A 23665-nucleotide genomic window follows, 5' to 3' on the forward strand; every position below is an offset into this window, starting at 1 on the left:
CGGCCCGGTAAGGACACCTACCGACCGGATCCGCGCAGCCGGGGACGCGAAGGACACCCACCGACCGGATCCGCGCAGCCGGGGACGCGAAGGACACCCACCGACCGGATCCGCGCAGCCGGGGACGCGAAGGACACCCACCGACCGGATCCGCGCAGCCGGGGACGGAAGAACAGCAGGCATCCGCGTAGCGGGGAGCTGGAAGGACACCGCCCCACGGCAGTCGGGGTGTCCTGCCCTCCGAGGGCGTCTCAGCAGCGTGCCGGCCGCGTCACGGGCACGGTGGGCGGTAAGGGATGCCGGGGAGATGGGTGTGCCAGTCGACGGAGGTGAGCCTTGGGTGAACTACTGCGCAGACACGTGCGGCGGCTCGTTCGGGGTCGATGTCCCACAGGCGCACTGTGGCGTCGGTACCGCCAGTGGCCAAAGTGCGGCCGTCGGGCCGGAACGCGACGGCGTAGACGCGTCCGGTGTGGCCGGTGAGAGTCACGGGTTCGCTCTGGCTGGTCAGCGTGACGGGCTCGGCCGCCCCACCGGCCGTCGTGACCGACCCGGCCGCCCCGCCGGACGTGACCGCCCCCGCGAGGCCGGTCGACGTGACCGACCCCGCTGACCCGCCGGGCGTCGTGAACCCACTGGGCGTGACCGACCCCGCAAAGCCAGTGGACGTGACCGATCCACCCGACTCACTGGACATCGTGAGCAGACCATTCCGCCCGCCGGGCGTGATCGGCCCGGCCGCCCCGCGGGGGGTGGGTGGCAGGGGGGAGGGGGTCGGCCAGAGTTTTGTCGTGCCGTCGAAGCTGGCGGAGGCCAGGGTGCGGCCGTCGGGGGTGAAGGCGAGATGGGTGACCGCGTTGGCGTGGCCGGGCAGTGTGGCCAGTGGTGTCGGGCGGCGGGGGTCGGTGGCGTCCCACAGTCGCACAGTGGCGTCGGACCCGGCTGTGGCGATCATGCGTCCGTCGGGGCGGAACGCCACGTCCAGCACCATGTTGGTGTGCCCGGCCAGCGACGACAGGCGCCGCGGCCGCCGCGGATCGCTCACGTCCCACAGCACCACCGTACGGTCCGCGCTCGCCGTGGCCAGTGTCCGCCCTCCGGGCGCGAAGGCGACGGCCTCCACCGTGTCGCGGTGGCCGGTCAGCGACGACAGGCGCCGTGGCCGCCGCGGATCGGCCACATCCCACAACACCACCGTGCGATCAGCGCTCGCCGTCGCGACGATCCGCCCACCGGGTCCGAACGCCACCCCGAAGACGTTGTCGGTGTGCCCGCGCAGTACCGCGAGCGTCCGGGGCCGGCGCGGGTCCGTCACATCCCACAGCCGTACCGTGTGGTCCAGGCTCGCGGTGGCCAGCAACCGGCCGTCCGGGGCGTACGCGGCTCCGACCACTCCGCTCTCGTGACCGGCCAGGATCGCGAGCGGTTCGGGCCGGCCGGGGTCGACCGTGCTCCACAGGCGCGCGGTCCGGTGACCACCCGCGATCATGGTCCGCCCGTCCGGGGAGAAGGCCACGGCGTACACGACGCCGCTGTTCCCGCCCAGCACAGGGGCCTGGGTGTTCCACAGGCGCGCCGTGCCGTCCTTCGACGCCGTTGCCAGCGTGTGCCCGTCCGGGGCGAAATCGAGGCCGTAGATCGTGTCCGCGTGTCCGCTGAGCACGACGGGGGCGCCCGGGAATCGCCGGTCGGTGACGTCCCACAGACGTACGCTCATGTCGTAGCCGCCGCTGGCCACCGTGTGCCCGTCCGGGCTGAAGGCCACCGCCGCCACGCCGCTTTCGTGCCCGGTGAGCTCCCCCGCGTTGCGCGGCCGGCGCGGGTCGGTGACGTCCCACAGGCGCACGATGTTGTCGAACCCGCCCGTGGCCAGCGTCCTGCCGTCGGGGCCGAACGCCGCGCAGAGCACAGCCGCCGTGTGTCCCCGCAGGTCGGGAAGGCGCCGGGGCCTGCGCCGGTCGGTGATGTCCCACATCAGCACGACCGGTTCGAAGGCCACCGTGACGAGGCGGCGACCGTCGGGGCTGAAGGCGACCGCCGACAGGCCCTCCCGGTGACCGGTCAGGACGGCGAGGGGCACGGGCCGGCGCGGGTCGCTCACGTCCCACAGGCGGGCGGTGCGGTCGTAGCTCGCCGTGGCGACCGTCCGGCCGTCCGGGCTGAACGCCACCTGGTGGATGCCGTCGGTGTGCCCGGTGAGGACGACCGGCGAGCCGGGACGGCGCGGGTCTGACACATCCCACAGCCGTACTGTGTGATCGTCTCCGGCGGTCGCCAGCGTCCGGCCGTCCGGGCTGAACGCGACGGACAGCACGCCCCCGGTGTGCCCGCGCAGTACGGCCAGCAGTGCCGGACGAGCTCGGTCCGACACGTCCCACAGCCGCACCGTCTGGTCCGTGGCGGCCGTGGCGAGCAGGTGTCCGCGCGGGGCGAACCGGGCCGCGTACACGGTGCCGGTGTGCCCGGTCAGCCGGGTCGCGTACGGCCCGTCGAGCGCGCTGAGCAGTGCCCCGCGGGCCTGCGGCGTCGGGACGAGGCGGTAGGCGGCGAGGCTGAGCTGCGCGGCGAGCGCGGGGTCGGTGCGCCGCAGCGCCTCGGTCTCGGCTGCCACCTTCAGCGACAGCGCCTCGTCGCGCTGCCTGGTCGCGGTCCGCTGCGCGTCGAACGCCGCGATCGACGCGCCGACCGCGACGACGAGCAGGGCCACGAGCGCGGTGATGACCTGGTAGAGGCGCCGGGTACGGCGGCGGCCGTGGCGGGCGCCGGCGTCGAGGAACGCGCGTACCGGCGGGGTCAGCTCGCGGCGGTGCGCGGCCGCCCACTCCTGGGCCGCCAGCAGGCGGGCGCCGCGGTACAGCAGGTCGGGATCGCGGTGCTCGCGATGCCAGGCGGCGCTCGCGTCGCGGAGCCGCCGGACGGTCACCAGGCCGGCACGGTCGGCGTCCAGCCACTCCCGCAGCCGGGGCCAGGCCGTCAGCAGCGCCTCGTGGCTGATCTGGACGGTGTCGGCGTCGACCGTGACGAGCCGCCGCGCCACGAAGCGGTCGAGCACGTCCTCCATGCCGGCCGCCTCGTCGTCGTCGCGGTCCGCCAGCAGTTCCCCCAGGGTGGCGCGGCGGCGGGTGTCGGCGGTGTCGGGGGCGACGTGCACCAGGTGGAGGAACAGGCGGCGGGCCAGCTCGCGCCCGTTCTCGTCCAGGTGGTCGTACACCTGGCCCGCGCTCGCCGCCACCGCGCCGTCGATGCCGCCGATCCGCTGGTACCCCGCGACGGTGAGCCTGCGGCCCTGCCCCTCGAGCCACGTCGCGTACAGGGCGTGGGAGAGCAGCGGCAGAACCCCCGCCTCGTGCGCGCCCTCACCCCGGCCCCTCCTACCGCCGGCCCCGTCGCCGCCACCCGCGCCGTCGCCGCTCGGAAGGCCTCCGGGCCGCCGGTGGGGGGCCACCGACTGGAGGAGCAGTTCGACCAGTCCGTCCTCGATCTCCGCCCTGGCCCTGCGCGCCGGCTCCGTGATCGCCTCGCGCAGCTCGGCCTCGTCCATCGGCCCCACGGTCAGCTGGCTCTCCTGGGCGGCGGCGACCAGCCGCGGGTAGCGCAGGACGTGGGCGTAGAAGTCGGCCCGGACGCCGAGCACGACCACCCCGCCACCGTCGGCGGCCACCGCCGACAGGGCGGCGACGAAGCACCGCCGCTCGTCCTCGTCGCCGCAGGAGGTGAACGTCTCCTCGAACTGGTCCACGACCAGCACGACCGCCGGCCCCTCCGGTGATCGTGCGAGCCGGGCGGCGGCGGCGGGGTCCGCCCGTATCGCCGCGACCGCCTCCTCGAAGGACACGCCCGCAGGGCCGGCCAGCGGCGCGGCCAGCTCCTCCACTGGCCGTGCCCCCGGCGTGCACAGGATCGGCGGCCGGGTCCCGGGCACCGCGCCCTTCCGCAGCGCGGGGATCATCCCGGCCCGCAGCAGCGACGACTTGCCCGACCCCGAGGGCCCCACCACGAGCTGCACGCCTCCGCCGGCCGCGCGCAGCTCGGCCAGGCGGGCGACGAGCCGGGACGTCAGCGCGCGGCGGCCGAAGAACCAGTCCGCGTCCTCGGTCCGGTAGCCGGCCAGACCGCGGTACGGCTCCGGCCCCGCCGCACGGCGTCCCGGCGCCCGCCGCACGGCCTGCCAGGCCGTGAGCCACTGTTCGGCGGCGGCGGTCCCCGTGACCCCGCAGACGTCCAGCACGCGGGACAGCAGGTCGCGCGACGCCGCGGACGGCATTCCCCGGCCGGCGAACCAGTCCCCGATCGTGCTGTGCGCGCCCCGGCCGCCCACCTTCGCCGCCACCTGCCGTACCGTCAGCCCGGCCTGCTCGCGGAGCAGCGTCAGCTCCCTGGCGAAGTCGTGCCGGGTCCGGATCCGGCCCGGATCGGGGGTGCCGGCGGCGGCCCGCCTGTCCGGCTCGGGCGTCTCCCCCTCCTCCTGGGGCACGGAACCGGGCTCCTGGTCCGGCTCGGGCGTCTCCTGCTCCTGCGGTGCGGAACCCGGCACCCGGCCTCCTCTCCGTCGCGGCGCCCGGGTGAGAGGACGCCGCGCAGCCGACACTGAGCCCCCGGGCGGGGGGCTCGCATCCTTACGTCGCCAGGAGGTCGCGTACGGTTACAGACCCGCCGGCCCCAGCTGTCCTGTACGGACTTGTACGGAGAATTCCGCATCCCTTCCCACCAGCCGGAAACCGGCCGACCATCGACGACGGCACCGTCCCGGGCGGGCCGTCCCGAACCATGAAGACCAGCGGCTTCTCCGTCCCGGCCGCCCCTCACGCGGGCCGGCCGCGCCCCCAGTCCAGGAGGAGGAGCAGCCGATGCCTTCACCCGCGAGATCCGGCCGAGCCGGACGGTCACGAGCGCCCGCCACGGTGGCGGCCGTCCTCATCCTCGCCCTGGCGTTCGTGACGGCGGGGCTGTCCCCCGCCGTCCCCGCCGGGCCGGCGCGCGCCGACGCCGGGCAGGTGTGCCGCGTCGCGCTCACGGTCACCACCGACAGCGAGGACGGACTGCGTGACGACTCGACCGAGACGGTGACGCTGGGCGGCGCGGCGCTGCTGTTCGAGGACTGGAACGGGGACGGACGGGACGACACGCCGCCCCAGCCCTTCCACCGAGGCGGCACCGGAGACAGGGCGAACGCCACGTTCGTCTGGAACGCCCACCTGTCGCCCTGCGTGCCGTCGAGCAGCCTGCTGGACGGCTTCACGTTCACCCACTCGAGCACCGCCCCGGACATCCGCGCGGACAACTGGGACCTCGCCGGACTCCAGATCACCGATCGCGATACCGGGTTCGTCTACTTCCGGCACGACACCTCCGAAGGGCTGATCCACCGGTTCCTGAAGAACTCCGACCAGACCTGGAACACCACCGCGGGCCGCCCCGATCCGGACACCGACGGCGACGGGTTGAGCGACCGGATCGAACTGCTGGGCATCCCGCGCGGCGACGGTACGCGGGACACCTGGCTCCCCGAGCACGGCGCGGACCCCTGCCGTAAGACCATCGCCGTCGAGATCGACTGGCTGGACGACGGCACCACCTCCGACCGCCCGTCGCCGCTCGCGCTGGACGAGGCCCGCCACATGTTCGACGCCGCGCCGGTCGGCGCCGCCGCGTCGTGCCCGTACGGTCCCACACCCGGTCCGGGGATGCAGCTTCTGGTGGACGTGTCGAACGCCATCACGGTCACCCCCGCCGAACGCGTCCGGCCGCTGCGCGACAAGGGGCCCGACGGGGTGACGAACTTCGACCGCTACTGGGCGGTCAACTTCCCCGCCCACCGGCGGGACCTCTTCTTCTACAACATCTGGGGCTACAAGCACGACAACTCGACGAGCAGCGGCTTCTCCCCGGTCGAGGGCCACAAGACCGACTTCATCGTGTCGCTCGGCTCGTGGAGCGGGGCGTCGGTACGGCAGCAGAGCGGGACGTTCGTCCACGAGCTCGGCCACGCGCTCGGTCTCCTGCACGGCGGCGACGGCGACCTCAACTACAAGCCCAACTACCTGTCGGTGATGAACTACCGGTACCAGGTGACGGGCGTGCCCGACTACAGCGCCTGGAGCGTGGCCGTCGGCGGCATGTTGTCCAGCGACCAGGACGCGGTGCTCGACGGCCGCACGGTGGAGTCGGTGAGCTCCATCGACTACTCGCGCCGCAAGCTCGACGACCTGGTGCAGAACCGGCTCGTCGAGAGCAAGGGCGTCGGAGGGGACACCGACCTGCTGGTGGCCTGGCGGGACCGGAACCTGGTGCTGCGGGCCGGCCCGGCCGACCGGGGGCTCGACTGGAACTGGAGCGCCTGGGGGTACGCCGACCCCGACCCCTCCCGCGAGGTGTCGCTCAACCTGATGGCCTGGACGCAGGTGTGCGTGTCCCCGGTGGACCCTGCGGGGGCGAGCGGCGGGCTCGACACCACCCGGGCCCCGGGAGACGTGCGGTTCGGCGACCAGATCCTCACCGGGCCGGACAACGAGTGCTCGACCCCCGCCGCGTCCACCGACACGCAGGTGAAGCCGGTGGGGTTCCGCTACGAGCCGTTGGCCGCGCTGGCCGGCTTCGACGACTGGAAGGGCATCAGGTTCCCCGTGGGCCCGGGCGCCGGGGGCGCCGCGCCGGGATCCCCCGAGCCCGACGTCACCAAGGAGGAGGCCGCCCGGGAGACCCGCGACCTGCTCGACGCCATGGTCGCCGCCGCCACACCGGCGCCCGCGGCGTCGCCCCGCTGGGGCTACGCGTACATGGACCAGGCGACGGCGCCGCTCGACGTCCCGGCCGGGCTCAATCCGGCCTACCAGTGGACCACCGGCCGCCTCGACCCCGCCACCGCCGCGCACCGCGCCACCGTGACGCACACGGGCACGGGATCGTACGAGGTGCGCCTGCCCGACGTCGCCTCGGCGACGGGCATCGCGCACGTCACGCCGTACCGCACGGTGTACCGGGGGCGGACGTGCCGGGTGACCGGCTACGAGGCCTCGGGACCGGACGAGGTGATCCGCGTCCAGTGCTTCGACCACACCGGCGCGCCCGTCGACTGGTGGTTCGAGGCGTTCTTCGCCGCGCCCGCCGCCGACGCCGCGCCGTACGCCACGGTCCGCTACAACCCGCCCGGTGGCACGGCGACGCTGGCGCCGGTGCTCAACTCGGGGACGCACAACTCGGCCGGCCGGGCGAACCGCGTGTACCACGAGGGCACGGGCCGCTACCGGGTCGTGCTCGAAGGTGCCGCCTACACCTCCGACAAGGGGTACACGCAGGTGACGCCGTACGGCGCGGGCACGGCCGCCCGCTGCCACCCGGAAGGGACCAAGGTCGTGGACGCCGGGCTGGAGGTGACCGTCGGCTGCTACGCCGTGGCCCAGGACGCCACGCCGCGGCCCGTCGACGCGCCGTGGCTGCTGTCGTACGTCGAGGGCGCGGGCCTGCACCATGACGCGTCCGTCCCGGCGGCGTACGTCACGACGACCGGTGACCCGGCCGCTCCCTCGGTCGACGTCCGCCACTCCTACAGCGGCGACGGCGAGACGCCGTCCGTCACCCGCCTGTCGACCGGGTGGTACCGCGTGACCTACACCGGCGGCATCGGTAAGGCGGGCGACACCGTCCAGGTGTCGACGCTCACGCCCGGCCGGTACTGCCACCTCGGGAACATCAACTCCACGAACCCGCCGCAGCTCACGATCGACGTCTACTGTCATTCGGGAACCGGCATGCTCGCGGACGGCAACTTCGGCGCGGCCTACCTGCGCGCCCCGTAGTACGCCCCCCGGCGAACCAGGAAAGGAGCATGATTTGGCCCGCTCTGAGGGAACTTCTCCGCCTTCTGGGGCGGGCCCCGCCGCGCTGTTCACCGGGCTCGCCGTCCTCGCGGACGCGGTGGGCGTCGCCCAGCTCCTCACCAGCGGCCCGCTGACCGTCATCTTCGTCGCGGGGCTGCTCTCGACGCTCATCGGCCTCGGCGTCCTGATCCGGAGGATGGGCCGTTCGCTCGGCTTCGTCGGCCTGGTCATGGTGGCCCTCGTCATGGTCGGCTCCGGTACGACGGGCGCCGCGCTCGACCGTTTCCTGACCGGCCCGCCCGCCGCCGCCTCGGGGACCCCCTCACCGTCCGCGACCACGCCCGCGACCGGGGTCTCGTCCCTCCTCGGCGACGAGACCCCGGCGCCCACCACCTCGCCGACGCCGGTGGGCAAGGGGGAGGTGGTCAGGAAGGGGCAGGCCGACCTGGCCGACAACGACTACCTCGACCTCGAGACGGGGGTCGTCAGCGAGGTGAACGACGCCTCCGACATCGTCTACAACGGCGTCTACCACGAGCTGTGGACCCCGGGCGGGGGCAGGCTGTGGATCACCCCCTTCTCCGGCACGCCGACCATGGTCGCCTGCGCGGAACAACTCCGGGCACGGCACTACGGAAGCCTTCCGGTGAAGGAGAACGGCTGGGTCTGCCTGGAGACCGCCGAGAAGGACATCGCCGCCGTCCAGTTCGGCGAACGCCCGACCCGCCAGGACGAAGGCCTCACTGTCTCCTACACCGTCTGGCATCGGTAGCGACTTGTATTCGATAGCTCTGCTATCTAATATATGACCCGTCCCCACCGGCGGATCGCCGGCGAGGGTCGCAGGTCTGATGGCCCCCTTGTGGAAGGCAGATGAGCACGATGGCGCAGGACCCGGGTTTCGCGCGGCAGATGTGGCACCAACTGGAGCCGGTGCACGCGCTGTTCTGGTACGCCCCGGAGGTGTTCGAGGAGGCGGCGGCCCTCGGCTACGCGGTGGACACCCGCTGGCCGAGCTACTTCGCCTGGCGTGCGGCGCCGCTCGGGGCGGCGAGCGCCGAGCAGGTGTCCTCCGCCTTCTACAGCTTCAGCCCCCGGATGGTGCGCGAGCACGTGCCGGCGGCGTGGGACGTGGCCACCCCGGGCGAGGTGCTGGCCGGACGCCTGCGCGCGGCCGACCGCATGTACCGGGCGGTCCTCGGTGACAGGATCGACGACCCCGGCCTGGGCGAGGCCGCCGCGCTGGCGAAGGAGGCGGCGCAGGCCGCCTCGAACGCCGGACGCCCCCTGGCCGCCGCCAACGCCGCCCTCCCCTGGCCCGACGAGCCGCACCTGGTGCTGTGGCAGGCCATCGGCGTCCTGCGCGAGCACCGAGGGGACGGCCACGTGGCCGCCCTGCTCACCGCGGGGCTCGACCCGTGCGAGGCGCTGGTGTCGTTCGCCGCGATCGGCGCCGCGCCGCCGGAGACGTTCGGCAGCCGAGGATGGGCCGGCGACGAGTGGACCGCCGCCCGGGACCGCCTCATCTCCCGCGGCCTGGTGAGCCCCGACGGCACCGCGACCTCACGGGGCCGCGCGCTGCGCGACACGGTCGAGCGCCTCACCGACGACCTGGCCTACGCCCCCTGGCAGGCACTCGGCCCCGACAAGGCCGAGCGCCTCACCAAGCTCACCATGCCGCTCCTGGTCGCGGCGCTGGAGTCAGGCCTCCTCCCCGCCACCAGCACGCTCGGCATCGGGAAGGTGGCCGCTCCCGCCCGCTGACATGGTCGCGGGCGGCGTCCTCACGTCGTGGTCTCGCCGTCCGCGGCCACCAGGGCCCCGCCGAACTGGGCGGAGTACAGCCGGTGGTACGCGCCCCCGACGGCGAGCAGCTCGTCGTGGGTGCCCTGCTCGACGATGCGCCCCGCCTCCATCACCAGGATGAGGTCCGCGTCACGGATGGTGGACAGGCGGTGGGCGATGACGAAGCTCGTGCGGTCGCTGCGCAGCGCGGCCATGGCGTGCTGCACCAGGACCTCGGTACGGGTGTCGACCGAGCTGGTGGCCTCGTCGAGGATGAGCAGGGACGGGTCGGCGAGGAAGGCCCGCGCGATGGTGATCAGCTGCTTCTCGCCGGCGCTGACGTTGTTCCCCTCCTCGTCGATCACGGTGTCGTAGCCGTCGGGCAGGGTGCGGACGAACCGGTCGACGTACGTGGCACGCGCGGCGGCGACGATCTCCTCCTCCGTCGCGCCGGGGTTGCCGTAGGCGATGTTGTCGCGGATCGTGCCGCCGAACAGCCAGGTGTCCTGGAGCACCATGCCGATCTGCGAGCGCAGGTCGTCGCGGCGCATCGCCGTGACGTCGACGCCGTCGAGGGTGATCCGGCCGGCGTCCAGCTCGTAGAAGCGCATGATCAGGTTGACCAGCGTGGTCTTGCCGGCGCCGGTCGGGCCGACGATCGCGATGGTGTGCCCCGGCTCGGCCACCAGCGACAGGTCCTCGATGAGAGGCTGCTCGGGCTCGTACCGGAAGGACACGTCCTCGAACTCCACGCGGCCCCGCCGGTCCGCCGGCGGCACCGGCTCGGCCGGGTCCGGGTCCTGCTCCTGGGCGTCGAGCAGCTCGAAGACCCGCTCGGCCGACGCCACTCCCGACTGCAGCACGTTGGCCATGGAGGCCACCTGCGTCAACGGCTGGGTGAACTGCCGGGAGTACTGGATGAACGCCTGCACGTCCCCCAGGCTCATCGCGCCGGTCGCTACCCGCACGGCCCCGACGACGGCGATGGCGACGTAGTTGAGGTTCCCGACGAACATCATCGTCGGCATGATGATCCCGGAGATGAACTGGGCGCCGAAGCTCGCCTTGTAGAGCTGCTCGTTGCGCTCCTGGAAGACCTTCTCGACCTCCGGCCCCCGGCCGAACACCTTCACCAGTTCGTGGCCGGTGAACGCCTCCTCGATGTGGGCGTTCAGGGTGCCGGTGTGCGCCCACTGCGCGACGAACAGCTTCTGCGAGCGCTTGCCGATCTGCCCGGTGACGAACATCGTGACCGGGATGGTCACCAGGGCGATCAGCGCGAGCAGCGGCGAGATCACGAACATCATCGCCAGCACGCCGACCACGGTCAGCAGCGAGGTCAGCAGCTGGCTCAGCGTCTGCTGCAGGGTCTGGGACACGTTGTCGATGTCGTTGGTGACCCGGCTGAGGAGCTCACCGCGCGGCTGGCCGTCGAAGAACTTCAACGGGAGCCTGTTCAGCTTGTCCTCGACGTCCGCCCGCAGCCGGTACACCGTGCGCTGCGTCACGTCGTTGAGCAGGTAGCCCTGCAGCCACATGAAGGCGGACGCCAGGACGTACAGCGCCAGGACCCACCCAAGGACCGTGGCCAGCGCGCCGAAGTCGATGCCCTTGCCCGGGACGAGGTCCATCTTCGCGAGCATGTCGGCGAAGTTGCCGTGCCCCGAGGCGCGCGCGGCCTGGACCGCCTGCTCCTTGGTCGTCCCCGCCGGCAGGTGACCGCCGACGACGCCGCTGAAGATCAGGTCGGTGGCGCGGCCCAGGATCTTCGGCCCGATGACGGACAGCACCACGCTGGTCACGGCCAGCGCGATCACGGCGAGGAGCCGCGGGCGTTCGGGGCTGAGCCGCCCCAGCAGGCGCCGCGTGGAGGGGCCGAAGTTCATCGACTTCTCGTGGGGCACCCCGCCGCCGAAGGGCCCGAAACCGCCGCCCCCGGCGGGCGGCCGCCGCGGTGTCGCAGGTGCCGTGGGCCGCTCGCTCATACCGCACTCCCCGCGGTCAGTTGGGACTCGACGATCTCGACGTAGGTCGGGCAGGTGTCGAGCAGTTGGTCGTGGGTGCCGAGTCCGACGATCTTCCCGTCGTCCAGCACGATGATCTGGTCGGCCTCGGCCACGGTGGAGACGCGCTGCCCGACGATGACGACGGCGGCCTCGGCGGTGTGCTCGCGAAGGGCGGCGCGCAACCGCGCGTCGGTGGTCAGGTCGAGCGCCGAGAACGAGTCGTCGAACAGGTAGATCTCGGGTCTGGCGACCAGCGCCCGGGCGATCGAGAGCCGCTGCCGCTGCCCGCCGGAGACGTTCGTGCCGCCCTGCGCGATGGGCGCGTCCAGGCCTTCGGGCATCGCCTCGACGAAGTCGCGGGCCTGGGCGACCTCCAGCGCCTCCCACAGCTCCTCGTCGGTGGCGTGCGGGTTGCCGTACCGCAGGTTGCTCGCGACGGTGCCGCTGAACAGGTACGGCTTCTGCGGCACCAGGCCGATGCGCGTCCAGAGGATCTGCGGGTCGAGCTCGCGGACGTCGACGCCGTCCACCGACACGCTGCCGGAGGTGGCGTCGAACAGCCTCGGCACCAGGGAGACCAGGGTGGTCTTGCCCGACCCGGTGCTGCCGATGATGGCCGTGGTCTCGCCGGGGCGGACGCGGAACGAGATGCCCGACAGCACCGGCGCAGCCGCGCCCGGGTAGCGGAACTCGACGTCCCGCATCTCCAGCTCGCCCCTGCGGTCCACCTGCCGTACCGGCTCCTCGGGCGGGCGCACCGACGACTCGGTGTCGAGCACCTCGCCGATCCGCTCGGCGCAGACGGCGGCGCGCGGGACCATCATCGAGATGAAGGTGGCCATCATCATCGACATGAGGATCTGCAGCAGGTACATCAGGAACGCGGTCAGGGCGCCCACCTGCATCTCGCCGCTGTCCACCCGGGCCGCGCCGAACCACAGCACGGCGACGCTGGAGGCGTTGAAGATCAACATGACGGTGGGGAAGATGAGCGCGGTCAGCCGTCCGACGCGCAGCGCCGTGGCGGTCAGATCGTCGTTCGCCTTGGCGAACCGGCGGGTCTCCTCACGCTCGCGGACGAACGCCCGCACGACGCGGATGCCGGTGAGCTGCTCGCGCAGCACTCGGTTGACCTCGTCGATGCGGGTCTGCATGGCGCGGAACTGCGGCACCATCCGCGAGACGATCAGGCCGATCGAGATCAGCAGCACCGGGACGCAGACGAGCATCAGCCACGACAGGCCGAGGTCCTGACGCAGCGCCATGATGATGCCGCCGAAGCCCATGATCGGCGCGGCGACCAGCATCGTGCAGGTCATCACCACGAGCATCTGGACCTGCTGCACGTCGTTGGTGTTGCGGGTGATCAGCGAGGGCGCTCCGAAGTGGGAGACCTCCCGTGTGGAGAAGCCGCTGACCCGATGGAAGATCGCCGACCGGACGTCCCGCCCGAACCCGGCCGCCACCTTGGCCCCGTAGTAGACCGCCGCGATCGAGCAGGCGATCTGCACTAGGGACACGGCGAGCATCCAGGCACCGGTGCGCAGGATGTAACCGGTGTCGCCGGCGGCCACGCCCTGGTCGATGATGTCGGCGTTCAGGCTCGGCAGGTACAGCGACGCGATGGTGCCGACCAGCTGGAACGCCACCACGGCGGTGAGCGCGGCGGTGTAGGGACGCAGGTGGGCACGGAGCAGGCGACTCAGCATGGGCCGGCTCCGGCGAGGGATTCACAGGGGGAGATCACACAGATCACGCTATAGGAGCAGGTAGATCACTTACGCCTGGTTTTCGCTCGGCGAAATGGGCCTACTCCGGGCGTCAGGCGAAAGCCATGACAGACCGGTTGATCGGCCCCATAAGGCACCGAACTGGCCGACGACTTCACCCACGGGGCTCACCGGAGGAGCACTGCCGCCCGGCAAGCAGCCGGGGAACTGAGGCTGTCAGGTCAGCGTGAACGTCCCGTGCGCCGTGTCGAGTTCGGCGTGCAGGGCCGGCCGTTCGCCCGCGCGTACGGGAACGGCGGCCCCCAGGACGGCCAGCGCCGTCCGGACGGTCTCCGGCTCCGGGTGGGTGATCTCCAGCGACCGCAACGGCACGACCGGCAGCCCGTCGGCAGGATGGGGAGCGTCGCCCCAGTCGATGAGGAACGGCAGCGGTCCGGTCCGCATCGGGGTCAGCCGCCAGGCGAGAACGGTGCCGTCCGGCCGGTGCCGCGACATGCCGGCGGGCCGCCCCGGATCGAATCCCGCCTCCCTGGCGCGCGCCGCTCGCTCGTCCAGCCGGCCGGGTTCGACGGCCAGCGCCCAGCCGACCAGCGCCGGCGCCTCGAGCCCGTCGATCCCGAACGGGCGCGGCCCGCTCGGAGCGGGCTGGTCCGGGTCGGGGCCGATGATCTCCAGGTACGCCCGGTGGCCGAGGCCGAGCAGGAAGTTGCGCGTCCCCCGCCCCGGGTGCGGACCGCCCTCGACCGGCTCCAGACCGGTCAGCGCGGCGATCCGCGACACCGCCGCCGGCAGGTCGGGGCTCGCGTAGACGAGGTGGTCCAGAGCTGGGTCGATCACCGTACATCCTCCACGGCCACAAGTGTCCCGGCCAGGCTACCTTTCCCGGCGCTCGCCGGAGGCCGGGGCGTACCGCCGGGCCTGACGGCACCCAGAAACCCTCCGGGAAAGTAGGAATAAGCACGACCGGTGAGCTGGTTGTCGCGGGCATGGCTACTCTCGGATTGATCGGCAGCGGGAACATCGGCGGCACGCTCGCCCGGCTGGCAGTCGCCGCCGGCCTGGACGTCGTGCTGAGCAACTCCCGCGGGCCGCAGACGCTGACCTCGCTCGTCGAAGAACTCGGCCCGCGCGCCCGCGCCGCCACTCCGGCGGAGGCGGCGGCCGCCGGGGACTGGGTCGTGGTGACCGTCCCGCTGAAGGCCTACCGCCAGGTACCGGTGGAGCCGCTGGCCGGCAAGGTCGTCCTGGACACCGACAACTACTATCCGCAGCGCGACGGGCAGATCCCGGAACTCGACACCGAACAGACCACCACCAGCGAGCTGCTGCAGCGGCACCTGCCGGATGCCAAGGTCGTCAAGGCGTTCAACAACATCTACTTCAAGCACCTGGCCGCCCTCGCCCGCCCGGCCGGCGCCCCCGACCGCACGGCGCTGCCGATCGCCGGTGACGACCCCGGCGCCAAGGCCGCCGCCACCGCGCTGCTGGACGCCCTCGGCTTCGACGCCGTCGACGCCGGAGCGCTGGCCGAGGGGTGGCGCTTCCAGCGCGACACTCCCGCCTACGCGGTGCCCTACGCCAAGAACCCGCAGGGCACCGGCATCGCCGGCGACGATCCGGGCGTCCCCGCCGATGCCGGCACCATCCGCGCCGCCCTGGCCGCCGCCCGGCGCTACCGCGACATCGCGCAGGACTGACACTCCCGGACACAGGAAAGAGGGGCGCCCGACGGGCGGCCCCTCTTTTCGTTTCGGACCAGCTCAGCCCCCCTGGCACACGGCACGGCGGCGCTTCGGCGTCTGCGTGACGCCAAATGACGCCATCGGATGGAGTTGCCTAGACGCCATGATGACGTCATAGTGGCGTCATGGACCTAGCGCCGTATGTCGATCACCTCCGCCGCGAGCTCGCGGTCGCCGCCGGGGCGGGCGGCGAGGAAGCCCGCGCGCTGGCCGAGCGTCTCGCCGCGGCGCTCGAGCCGGCCGCCCGGCTCGCCCTGCTGGAGGCCCTGTCCGCCGCCGCGGACGAGATCACCCGCGACCTCGCGCCGGGCTCGGTCGAGGTGCGCCTGCGCGGCCGCGACCCCGATTTCGTCGTGACGCCGCCGCCGACCGGCCGGCCTTTGGCGGAGGAGGGCGAGACCGGACCGGCCGAGAGACCACCTGCCCCGCCGCCGCCTTCGGACGCCGACGACGGCGGGACGTCCCGCATCTCGCTCCGCGTGCCCGACCACCTCAAGCCGCGCATCGAGGAGGCGGCCGGCCGGGACGGGCTCTCGGTCAACGCCTGGCTGGTCCGCGCCGTCTCGGCCGCGCTCGACCCCGGCGACGGCGGCCGCCGTTCCGGCCCGCGCACGGCCCAGCAGACCGGCAGGCGCTACAGCGGCTGGGTGCGCTGATGACCACGTCGACCCATGAGGGGGCCGCAATGCAGACGTTCGCCACCCCGGAACCCATCCTCGCCGTCGTCGACATGGCGACCGCCGTCGTCCGGATCAACGCGAGCGACCGCACCGACACCGTCGTCGAGGTCCGCCCGAGCGACGAGTTCAACGACGCCGACGTGCGCGCCGCCGAGAACACCCAGGTCGCGTACGAGGGCGGCAGGCTCCTGGTGCGGACGGTCCAGGAGCGCGACGCCTCGGGCTCCGGCTGGGGCCTCTCGCTGGACAAGCTGGTGGGATCGCCCGCGAGCTGGGCGCGCTCGCTGCTGTTCGGCGGGGGCTCGGTCGACGTGACGATCGAGCTGCCGGCGGACTCCCGCGTCGAAGCCAAGACCTCCGGCGGCCTCCGCTGCCGCGGCCCGCTCGGCGAGGTGCGCTTCACCACCTCCTACGGCGACATCCAGATCGAGGAGGCCGGCCGGCTGCGGTTGACCACCACCCACGGCGACATCTCGATCACCCGCTCGGCCGGGCACGCCGAGGTCACCACGACCAACGGCGAGATCCGCATCGGCGAGATCGACGGCACAGCCGTGATCAAGACCTCGCACGGCGACGTCCGCCTCGGACAGGTGACCGGCGAGCTGCGGTTGCACTCCGCCTACGGCGACAGCACCGTCGACCGCGCCCTGGCCGGCGTCGCCGCCAGGACCGCGTACGGCAGCGTGCGGATCGGCGAGGTCCGGGCCGGATCGGTCGTCCTGGAGACCACCGGCGGCGGGCTGGAGCTCGGCATCCGGGAGGGCACCGCCGCCTGGCTGGACGTGAGCTCGACGTACGGCACCGTGGACGTCTCCCTGGACCCCAGCGACGGCCCCGGGCAGACCGACCAGGTCGTCGAGGTCCGCGCGCACACCGCCTACGGCGACATCGTCATCCATCGTTCCTGACGGACAAGGAGCTTCTCATGCCAGACGCGATCGTGGCCGAGGGCCTGGTCAAGAAGTACGGCGACGTGGTGGCCCTCGACGGGATGGAGCTGAGCGTCCCCGAGGGCACGGTGTTCGGGCTGCTCGGCCCGAACGGCGCCGGCAAGACCACCACCGTGCGGATCCTGACCACCCTGCTGAGACCGGACGCCGGTCACGCCACGGTGGCCGGCTTCGACGTCGTGCGCGACGCGAGCCGGCTACGCGCCCACATCGGCGTCTCCGGCCAGTACGCCGCGGTGGACGACCACCTCACCGGCGCCGAGAACCTGGAAATGGTCGGCCGTCTCCACCACCTCGGCGCGAGACGCAGCAGGCAGCGCGCCCGCGAACTGCTGGAGCGCTTCGACCTCACGGAGGCGGGCGACCGTCCGGTGGGAGGCTACTCCGGCGGTATGCGGCGCCGTCTCGACCTGGCCGGCGCGCTTGTGGCCGATCCGGCGGTGTTGTTCCTCGACGAGCCCACGACCGGCCTCGACCCGCGGGCCCGGGCGACCCTGTGGGACGTCGTCTCCGAGCTCGTCGCGGCGGGCACGACGGTGCTGCTCACCACGCAGTACATGGAGGAGGCCGACCGGCTCGCCCACCGCGTCGCGGTGGTCGACCACGGTCACGTGATCGCGCTCGGCACCGCCGACGAGCTGAAGACCCAGGTCGGCGGCGACAGGATCGAGCTGTCGGTGACGAGCGCGGCCGACCTGGAGGCCACCCGGCGCACGCTGGCGCCGCTGGCCGTCGGAGACGTGCGGACCGACGGCGCCGCCCTCCAGGTGACGGTTCCGGTCAGCGGCGGCGCGGCCGCGCTGACCACGGCGCTCGGCCTCCTGTCCGCCGAGCGGATCGCCGTACGCGACGCCGGACTGCGCCGGCCGACCCTGGACGACGTGTTCTTGACCCTCACGGGGCACGAGACCGACGAGAAGATCAAGGAGCCTGTCCGATGAACACCCTTCAGGTGGCCTTCGCCGACGGCGTCACCATCGCCAAACGCAACGCGTTGAAGATCAGGCGAGCGCCCGATCTGCTGGGGGGCGTGGTCATGCTCCCGATCGTGTTCGTGCTGCTGTTCGCCTACGTCTTCGGCAGCATGATCAACATGCCGGGCATGTCGTACGGCGAGTACATGCTTCCCGGGATCTTCGTCATGACGATCGTCTCCAGCGCGCAGATCACCGGCTACACACTGACGCAGGATCTGCGCAAGGGCATCTTCGACCGGTTCCGCACGCTGCCCATGTCGCCCTCGGCGGTGCTGACCGGCCAGACCGTCAGCGACGTGATCATGAATCTGACCAGTGTCGTCACGATGGCGCTCGTCGGCCTGCTCGTCGGGTGGCGCGTCCACACCTCGCCGTTCGAGGCCGCCCTGGGGTTCCTGATGCTGCTGCTGTTCTCGTACGCCTTCTCCTGGGTGACGGCGACGGTGGCGCTGGCGCTGCGCACGCCCGAGGTCTTCAACAACGTGGCGACCATCATGTCGTTCCCGCTGGTCTTCCTGTCCAACGCCTTCGCCGACACCGCGCGCCTGCCCGGGCCGCTGAAGCCGATCGCCGAGTGGAACCCCGTCTCCACGCTCGTCCAGGCCGCGCGCGAACTGTTCGGCAACACCAGCCCGGCCATGCCCGTGGCCGGCGCCTGGCCGCTGCGGCACGCGGTGCCGGTGTCGCTGCTCTGGTCGCTGCTGCTCCTGGCGGTGTTCGTCCCGCTGGCCACGCGGCTGTACAAGAAGGCCGTCAGCAGATGAACGACGCCAGGGCACACGTCCGGGACGGAGATCGCGACAGGGCGGTGGACCGTATCCAGGAGGCGTACGCGGACGGGCGGCTCAGCCCGGCCGAGCTGGAGCGGCGGCTGGAGCTGGCGCTCACCGCCACCTCCTCCGGCGAGCTGACGCCGGCCGTCGCCGACCTGCCGGACGAGGACGATGTGGTCGAGCTCAGGTCCACGGGCGGGCACATCACGCGCACGGGCGACTGGCGGGTGCCGCGCCTGCTGCGCATCGACTCCGAGTACGGCAAGGTGCGGCTCGACCTGTCCCGGTGCGCCGTCCGGCATCCGCGGATCGACATCGAACTCGTCCTCACCTACGGCTCCGCCATCATCATCCTGCCGGCCGGCGCCTCCGCGAACGTCGACGGCGCGCGCTCCCAGTGGGGCGGCATCACCTGCACGGCGCCCGGGGACCCCCGCCCGGGAAAGCCGCACATCCGGGTGACCGGGGACCTGGCCTACGGCCGCCTGAAGATCCGCAACGCGCGCCGGTGACCCGGCGCCCGCTCGCCCCGCCGCACGGCCCGCTCGCCCCGCCCCACGGCCCGGCCACCGGCCCGCGCGGTCACACCGGCACCGACGGGCGATCGTAGGGGGCGGCCGCGGCGGCGTGGGTGGCGGCGTGGCGGAGCGCGCGGTACAGCAGGCGGGCGTCGCCGAGCCGGTGGCGCAGGAGCTTCTCCAGGCCGCCGATGGGCACGAGGTTCTGCGGGGCGCGCGGATCCTTGTAGTCGACCCCGGCCAGGGGCGGCAGCAGGCGCGTGACGGCGTCGGCGAGGGCGATCACCTCGTCGGCGTACAGCTCGGCGCCCGCCTCGCAGCGGACGACGCCCGCCCATGGCGTCGCCGACCGGACGGGCAGCCGCACGTACCAGGCGTGACGGCTCCAGCTGGTGCCCATGAGGAAGACGGGGGTGCGCTGCCCGGGAAGCAACGCCGACACGACGGCGGCCTGCGGCGGGGGCAGGTACGCCGTGTGGTGGGTCTTGATGTACCCGACCGTGCGGGGCAGGTGCGTGCGGCCGCGCAGCGGCCCGTCCACCAGGAGCAGGTCGTCGGAGCCGGCCTGGGCGCGGTAGCGGATCGCGACATCGACCTCGAGCTCCGCCAGATGCTGCTGGAGAGCCAGGGACAGCTGCTCCATCGTGGCCCCCGTCGCCCTGCGCCCCCGGTAGGTGGCGGCGGAGGTCACGATGTCGGAAACGTCGGGCGAGGCGCTGAACACCGAGCGGCTCACCGTGACGTCGGCGAGGGTCGCCGGCGCGCCGCCGCCGGGGACGCAGCGGACCAGCCCGGCCGCGGAGGACGCGGCGATGCCCGGCAGGGGCGCCGCTCCGCCCGGCTGATGGGTCCAGACGCGGGCGTCGATCCGGCGCACACCGTCGGCGATCAGCAGGACGCCGGGAGCCTCGGCGCCGGGCTCGGGCCGGATGGGACGCCAGTCGTCGGCCGGGACCTCGATGCCCAGGTCGAGCTGGGCGGTGGTCATCCTCTGCTCGCCGATGGCGTCGTGGTCGAGCGCGGCGCCGTAACCAGGGTCCCACGGGTCCACGGTGAAGCCCGGCTCCGCAAACGCGCTGGTCATGGCGCCGCCCTCCGCAGATGAGACCCCGTGGTGTCGCGGGTGACCTCGAATCGTACCGGCACCCGGTCGGCGAGCGCGGGGACATGGGTGACGAGTCCGACCATGCGCTCCCGGCTGGTCGCCAGCCGTTCGAGCGTCGTGGCGACGGTGTCCAGCGTGGCCGGGTCGAGGGTGCCGAAGCCTTCGTCCAGAAAGATCGAGTCGAGGCTGCGCGAGGCGGCGGCCGCCATGCCGGCGACCTGCTCCGACAGCGCGAGAGCGAGGGCCAGCGCGGCCTGGAACGTCTCGCCGCCCGACAGGGTGCGGACGTTGCGCCGCATCCCCGCCTCGGCGTAGTCGATGACCTCGATCTCGTTGCGCCCGCCGAGGGCCAGCTCGTACTGACCGTCGGACAGCTCGCGCAGCGTGTCGGACGCGGCGGCGACGAGCAGTTCGAGCGCCTCGGAGCACAGCCACCGTTCGAAGCCGTCGGCCCGGAGCAGCTGCGCCAGCTCGTGGGCGACCCGGGCCTCCTGCTCCTTCGCCGCGGCCTGCTCGGTGAGTTCGGCGGCGAGCCTGCGGTTCTCCCTGACCCGCTCCACCAGGGTCTCGGCCCGGGTGACCGCCCGCACGACCGTTTCGGCGATCACGTCCGGTGTGGCCTCCGGCCGCACGCCGATGTCGTGCTCGGCGAGCCGTTCGAGCAGCAGCGCCCGCTCGGCGGCCCGCCGGCGCTCCAGCTCGGCCAGTTCGCGATCGTGGACGGCGATCGCCGACCGCTGGCTCTCGGCGGCCCGGTCGCGCCAGGCGAGCAGGTCGCTCCAGGCCCGGTGCAGGTCGTCGCGGTCGAGCGGCGGCGCGCCGAGCGCGACGACCGTGTCGCGCGCCACGCCGAGATCGCGCCAGGACTGTTCGGCCTTGCGCCCGGCCTCGTCGGCACGCCGCCGCACCTCCGCCAGCCGGGAGCGAGCCGCCCTGATGCCCTGCCTGGCCTGCCGGACGGCGTCCTCCGCCTCGTCGATCGCGCGCAGCCTCGCCGCGATCGCGTCCCGGTCCCCGGAGAGTGAGAGCCTGGTGAGGCCCTCCCGCAGTTCGCCGGCTCTGCGGGCGGCCACGGCGGCGTCGGCCTCCGCCCTGGCGTGCCGGTCGCGGCTCTGGTGGGCCTGCTTCCTGGCGGCGTCGAGCGCCCGCCTGGCCGTCGAGAGATCGGACGGCGCGGGATGGTGGGGCAGCTCGGTGAGGGGACGCAGGCAGGTCGGGCACGGCGCGCCGACAGTCAGCCGCTGGGCCAGCTCGGCGGCGGCATGGGCGTCGCGGAGCCGGTCCCATTCCCGCTCGGCGTCGGCGAGAGCGCCCGCGTACTTCTCGGCCTCGGCCGCGAGCCGGTGCAGCTCGGCCCGTGCCCGTTCGGCCTCGTCGTCCGCCTCGGCGAGCGCGGCGGTCAGCCGGGCGTGCTCGTCGAACGCGGCCAGCCCGGCGGTGAGCGCCGCCCTGTCCCCCAGCGCGGCCAGGTCGTCATGGGCGCGCTGTTCCTCGGCCTCCAGCCGGGACACCTCGTCGGCCCGCGCCGTCACCTCGTCGCCGGCCCGCCGCAGCGTGGCCGCGAGGCCGGGTACGTCGCCGGGCATGGCGAGGGCGTCCAGCGGGGCGAGCCGCTGGGCGGCGGCCGCGCGTTCCTCCCTGGCCGTGCGCAGCGTCTCGTCGTGACCCCGCAGGGAGCCGACGTCGGCCCTGATCCGCTCCATGACGGCTCGCAGCGAGGCGAGCCGCCCGGTGGCCGCGCGCTCCGCCGCCTCGTCGGCGTCGGGCAGCTCGGCCAGCCGGTCGCGGGCGAACGCGGCCCCTTGCCTGGCCGCGACCTCCTCGCGCCCGGCCCGCTCGCGGATCCGGTCGTACACCTCGGCGCCGAGCAGCTGCACCAGGAGGTCCTGCCGCTCGCGCGGCTGGGCGTGCAGGAACTCGGCGAACCTGCCCTGCGGCAGCACCACGCACTGGGTGAAGAACTTGTACTCGAGCCCGGTGATGCGCTGTACCTCTCCGGTGACGGCGTCCCCCTCGGCGACCGGCCGGATCACCGCCTCCAGCAGCTCGGCGAGCTCCGCCGTGGCCGGGACTCCGGGGTCGAGCTCGTCGATGCGGGCCTCCCTGGTGTGGACCCTGCCCTTGGCGTCGCGGCGGACGGCGCGGACGACGGCGTGGCGGCGGCCGGAGCTCTCGAAGACGAGCGCGACCTTGCCGGCGGTGGCCGAGGGCGCCAGGGCGTGCGCGATGACGTTCTCCTTGCCCCACCGCGGCACGGTGCCGTAGAGGGCGAAGCAGATCGCGTCGATCACCGTGCTCTTGCCGGCTCCGGTCGCGCCGACGAGCGCGAAGTAGTCGACGTCGGCGAAGTCGACGGTGACCGGCTCGCGGAAGCTGCCGAAGTTCTCCATGTGCAGCCGAAGCGGGCGCATCAGCCGGCCACCTCGTCGTAGAGCCGGTCGAACAGCTGCTCGACCTGGTCGTTCTGCCTGCCTGTGGCCGTCAGGTAGCCGCGGAACAGCTCCATCGGCCCGCGGGCGGCGCCCGCGGCGCCCTGCGACCGGGAGGCGCGCACCGGGCGGAACCGTTCGTCGAGGCCGACGTGCAGGGCGCCGGGCAGGATCTCGCGTACGGTCTCGGCGAGACCGGGCCGGGCCTTCTCCTGCACGACGACCCGCAGCCAGGTCTCGGCGAGCTCGTCCGCCCTGGCCTCGAGCTCCTCCAGCGTGCCGCTGACCGTGGCGAGGGCACGCGCCGAGCTGATCGCCGCCTCGCGCACGACGGCGGGCCGGCCGGGCTCGACGGTGACCAGCAGCGCCCCGGGAGTGTTGGCCTCCTCGCCGAAGTCGACGGCGATCGGCGAGCCGCTGTACCAGATGGGGCACGGGCCCGGGAGCTGCTGGCGCCGGTGCAGGTGGCCGAGGGCGGCGTACTGGGTGGAGGCGGGGAAGGCGGTGGCCTCGAAGTAGTAGGAGAAGATGGACTGCGCCTCGCGCTCGCCGCCGCCGAACTTCCCGTTGGGGAGCGTGCCGTGCGTGGTGACGAGGTTGACGGTGTCGGAGGCGAAGTCCGAGGTCAGGGCGGTGATCAGCTCGCCGATGCGCTGGGCGTAGTCGCGGTTGTGCTCGGCGGCGGCGCCGGCGAGCACCTCGGCCGCGCGGACCACGTAGCGGTGGGAGAGGAACGGGAGCACCGCCAGCCGCACCGGCTCGCCCGTGCGGGCGGTGAACCGCACGGTGCCGCCGCGGTCGGGCCGCCGGAACGTCCCGACGACCTGGACGCCCAGCCGGCCGAGCACCGGCCGGTACACCTCCAGGAGATTCGGGTTGTCGTGGTTGCCGGCCAGCACGACGACCTCGCGCCCGCCCTCCCGCAGCGCCATCAGGGTGTTCAGCACCAGGGACTGCGCCTCCGGCGTGGGCGCGGAGGTGTCGAAGAGGTCGCCGGCCACGATGACCGCGTCGACGTCCTCCTCGCGGGCCAGCCGGACCAGCTCCCCCAGCACCGCGCGGTGCTCGTCGGCGCGGGAGCGGCCCTTGAGGACCTTGCCGACGTGCCAGTCGGCGGTGTGCAGGATCTTCATCCGGTTCCTTCCAGTGG

At 73.2% G+C, this 23665-nt stretch carries 16 protein-coding genes; 9 read left to right on the top strand and 7 right to left on the bottom strand.

The window, feature by feature from the left end:
- Positions 1-271 precede the first annotated feature (271 nt).
- Positions 272-4534 (bottom strand): nSTAND1 domain-containing NTPase, encoded by a 4263-nt coding sequence (locus KIK05_RS17830; RefSeq protein WP_214411863.1) that lies wholly within the window; start codon positions 4532-4534, stop codon positions 272-274.
- Positions 4535-4847: 313 nt separating this feature from the next.
- On the opposite strand from KIK05_RS17830, the gene KIK05_RS17835 reads away from it, so the two are divergent.
- The 3 genes from KIK05_RS17835 to KIK05_RS17845 all read left to right on the top strand — a co-directional run bounded on the left by KIK05_RS17835 (position 4848) and on the right by KIK05_RS17845 (position 9581).
- Positions 4848-7796: a hypothetical protein gene (locus KIK05_RS17835; protein WP_214411864.1), complete on the top strand. Its 2949-nt coding sequence runs from the start codon at positions 4848-4850 to the stop codon at positions 7794-7796.
- A 34-nt stretch (positions 7797-7830) separates the two neighbouring features.
- Positions 7831-8589: a hypothetical protein gene (locus KIK05_RS17840; protein ID WP_214411865.1), complete on the top strand. Its 759-nt coding sequence runs from the start codon at positions 7831-7833 to the stop codon at positions 8587-8589.
- 101 nt (positions 8590-8690) lie between these two features.
- Positions 8691-9581: an SCO6745 family protein gene (locus tag KIK05_RS17845; RefSeq protein WP_250562991.1), complete on the top strand. Its 891-nt coding sequence runs from the start codon at positions 8691-8693 to the stop codon at positions 9579-9581.
- 20 nt (positions 9582-9601) lie between these two features.
- Here the strand turns inward: KIK05_RS17845 and KIK05_RS17850 are convergent, their stop codons facing one another.
- The 3 genes from KIK05_RS17850 to KIK05_RS17860 form a co-directional block, all read right to left on the bottom strand.
- On the bottom strand, positions 9602-11587 hold the full coding sequence (locus tag KIK05_RS17850; RefSeq protein ID WP_214411866.1) for an ABC transporter ATP-binding protein: 1986 nt from the start codon (positions 11585-11587) through the stop codon (positions 9602-9604).
- A complete protein-coding gene (locus KIK05_RS17855; RefSeq protein WP_214411867.1) occupies positions 11584-13317 on the bottom strand; it encodes an ABC transporter ATP-binding protein in 1734 nt (577 codons plus the stop codon). The genes KIK05_RS17850 and KIK05_RS17855 overlap by 4 nt, the downstream gene beginning before the upstream one ends.
- 237 nt (positions 13318-13554) lie before the next feature.
- Positions 13555-14175, bottom strand: a complete 621-nt coding sequence (locus KIK05_RS17860; RefSeq protein ID WP_214411868.1) for a VOC family protein — start codon at positions 14173-14175, stop codon at positions 13555-13557.
- Positions 14176-14324: 149 nt separating this feature from the next.
- On the opposite strand from KIK05_RS17860, the gene KIK05_RS17865 reads away from it, so the two are divergent.
- The 6 genes from KIK05_RS17865 (at position 14325) to KIK05_RS17890 (ending at position 18975) form a co-directional block, all read left to right on the top strand.
- Positions 14325-15035 carry an NADPH-dependent F420 reductase gene (locus KIK05_RS17865; protein ID WP_214411869.1) on the top strand — a complete coding sequence of 237 codons (711 nt, stop codon included), beginning with the start codon at positions 14325-14327 and terminating at the stop codon, positions 15033-15035.
- 170 nt (positions 15036-15205) lie between these two features.
- On the top strand, positions 15206-15736 hold the full coding sequence (locus tag KIK05_RS17870) for a hypothetical protein (RefSeq protein WP_214411870.1): 531 nt from the start codon (positions 15206-15208) through the stop codon (positions 15734-15736).
- A gap of 29 nt (positions 15737-15765) precedes the next feature.
- Positions 15766-16671 (top strand): DUF4097 family beta strand repeat-containing protein, encoded by a 906-nt coding sequence (locus KIK05_RS17875; protein ID WP_214411871.1) that lies wholly within the window; start codon positions 15766-15768, stop codon positions 16669-16671.
- A gap of 17 nt (positions 16672-16688) precedes the next feature.
- The gene (locus KIK05_RS17880; RefSeq protein WP_214411872.1) at positions 16689-17654 is read left to right on the top strand and encodes an ATP-binding cassette domain-containing protein; all 966 of its coding nucleotides are present in this window, start codon (positions 16689-16691) and stop codon (positions 17652-17654) included.
- Positions 17651-18454: an ABC transporter permease gene (locus KIK05_RS17885; protein WP_214411873.1), complete on the top strand. Its 804-nt coding sequence runs from the start codon at positions 17651-17653 to the stop codon at positions 18452-18454. Before KIK05_RS17880 ends, KIK05_RS17885 begins: the two co-directional genes overlap by 4 nt.
- A complete protein-coding gene (locus tag KIK05_RS17890) occupies positions 18451-18975 on the top strand; it encodes a DUF1707 SHOCT-like domain-containing protein (RefSeq protein ID WP_214411874.1) in 525 nt (174 codons plus the stop codon). Before KIK05_RS17885 ends, KIK05_RS17890 begins: the two co-directional genes overlap by 4 nt.
- Before the next feature lie 70 nt (positions 18976-19045).
- Here KIK05_RS17890 and KIK05_RS17895 read toward each other — a convergent pair whose 3' ends face one another.
- Genes KIK05_RS17895 through KIK05_RS17905 form a run of 3 tightly spaced genes read right to left on the bottom strand, consistent with a single transcriptional unit; the run spans position 19046 to position 23648 of the window.
- Positions 19046-20065 (bottom strand): hypothetical protein, encoded by a 1020-nt coding sequence (locus tag KIK05_RS17895; protein ID WP_214411875.1) that lies wholly within the window; start codon positions 20063-20065, stop codon positions 19046-19048.
- Positions 20062-22497: an AAA family ATPase gene (locus tag KIK05_RS17900; RefSeq protein WP_214411876.1), complete on the bottom strand. Its 2436-nt coding sequence runs from the start codon at positions 22495-22497 to the stop codon at positions 20062-20064. Before KIK05_RS17900 ends, KIK05_RS17895 begins: the two co-directional genes overlap by 4 nt.
- The gene (locus KIK05_RS17905) at positions 22497-23648 is read right to left on the bottom strand and encodes an exonuclease SbcCD subunit D (protein ID WP_214411877.1); all 1152 of its coding nucleotides are present in this window, start codon (positions 23646-23648) and stop codon (positions 22497-22499) included. The genes KIK05_RS17900 and KIK05_RS17905 overlap by 1 nt, the downstream gene beginning before the upstream one ends.
- Positions 23649-23665 lie beyond the last annotated feature (17 nt).

The sequence above is a fragment of the Sphaerisporangium fuscum genome (assembly GCF_018531465.1).
GTDB classification, from domain to species: domain Bacteria; phylum Actinomycetota; class Actinomycetes; order Streptosporangiales; family Streptosporangiaceae; genus Sphaerisporangium; species Sphaerisporangium fuscum.

Bases quoted from the DNA above. Each gene is read 5' to 3' on its own strand.
- KIK05_RS17835 (WP_214411864.1), top strand. From the start codon at position 4,848: ATGCCTTCACCCGCGAGATCCGGCCGAGCCGGACGGTCACGAGCGCCC.
- KIK05_RS17845 (WP_250562991.1), top strand. From the start codon at position 8,691: ATGAGCACGATGGCGCAGGACCCGGGTTTCGCGCGGCAGATGTGGCAC.
- KIK05_RS17850 (WP_214411866.1), bottom strand. From the start codon at position 11,587: ATGAGCGAGCGGCCCACGGCACCTGCGACACCGCGGCGGCCGCCCGCC.
- KIK05_RS17855 (WP_214411867.1), bottom strand. From the start codon at position 13,317: ATGCTGAGTCGCCTGCTCCGTGCCCACCTGCGTCCCTACACCGCCGCG.
- KIK05_RS17865 (WP_214411869.1), top strand. From the start codon at position 14,325: ATGGCTACTCTCGGATTGATCGGCAGCGGGAACATCGGCGGCACGCTC.
- KIK05_RS17870 (WP_214411870.1), top strand. From the start codon at position 15,206: ATGGACCTAGCGCCGTATGTCGATCACCTCCGCCGCGAGCTCGCGGTC.
- KIK05_RS17875 (WP_214411871.1), top strand. From the start codon at position 15,766: ATGCAGACGTTCGCCACCCCGGAACCCATCCTCGCCGTCGTCGACATG.
- KIK05_RS17880 (WP_214411872.1), top strand. From the start codon at position 16,689: ATGCCAGACGCGATCGTGGCCGAGGGCCTGGTCAAGAAGTACGGCGAC.
- KIK05_RS17885 (WP_214411873.1), top strand. From the start codon at position 17,651: ATGAACACCCTTCAGGTGGCCTTCGCCGACGGCGTCACCATCGCCAAA.
- KIK05_RS17890 (WP_214411874.1), top strand. From the start codon at position 18,451: ATGAACGACGCCAGGGCACACGTCCGGGACGGAGATCGCGACAGGGCG.
- KIK05_RS17895 (WP_214411875.1), bottom strand. From the start codon at position 20,065: ATGACCAGCGCGTTTGCGGAGCCGGGCTTCACCGTGGACCCGTGGGAC.
- KIK05_RS17900 (WP_214411876.1), bottom strand. From the start codon at position 22,497: ATGCGCCCGCTTCGGCTGCACATGGAGAACTTCGGCAGCTTCCGCGAG.
- KIK05_RS17905 (WP_214411877.1), bottom strand. From the start codon at position 23,648: ATGAAGATCCTGCACACCGCCGACTGGCACGTCGGCAAGGTCCTCAAG.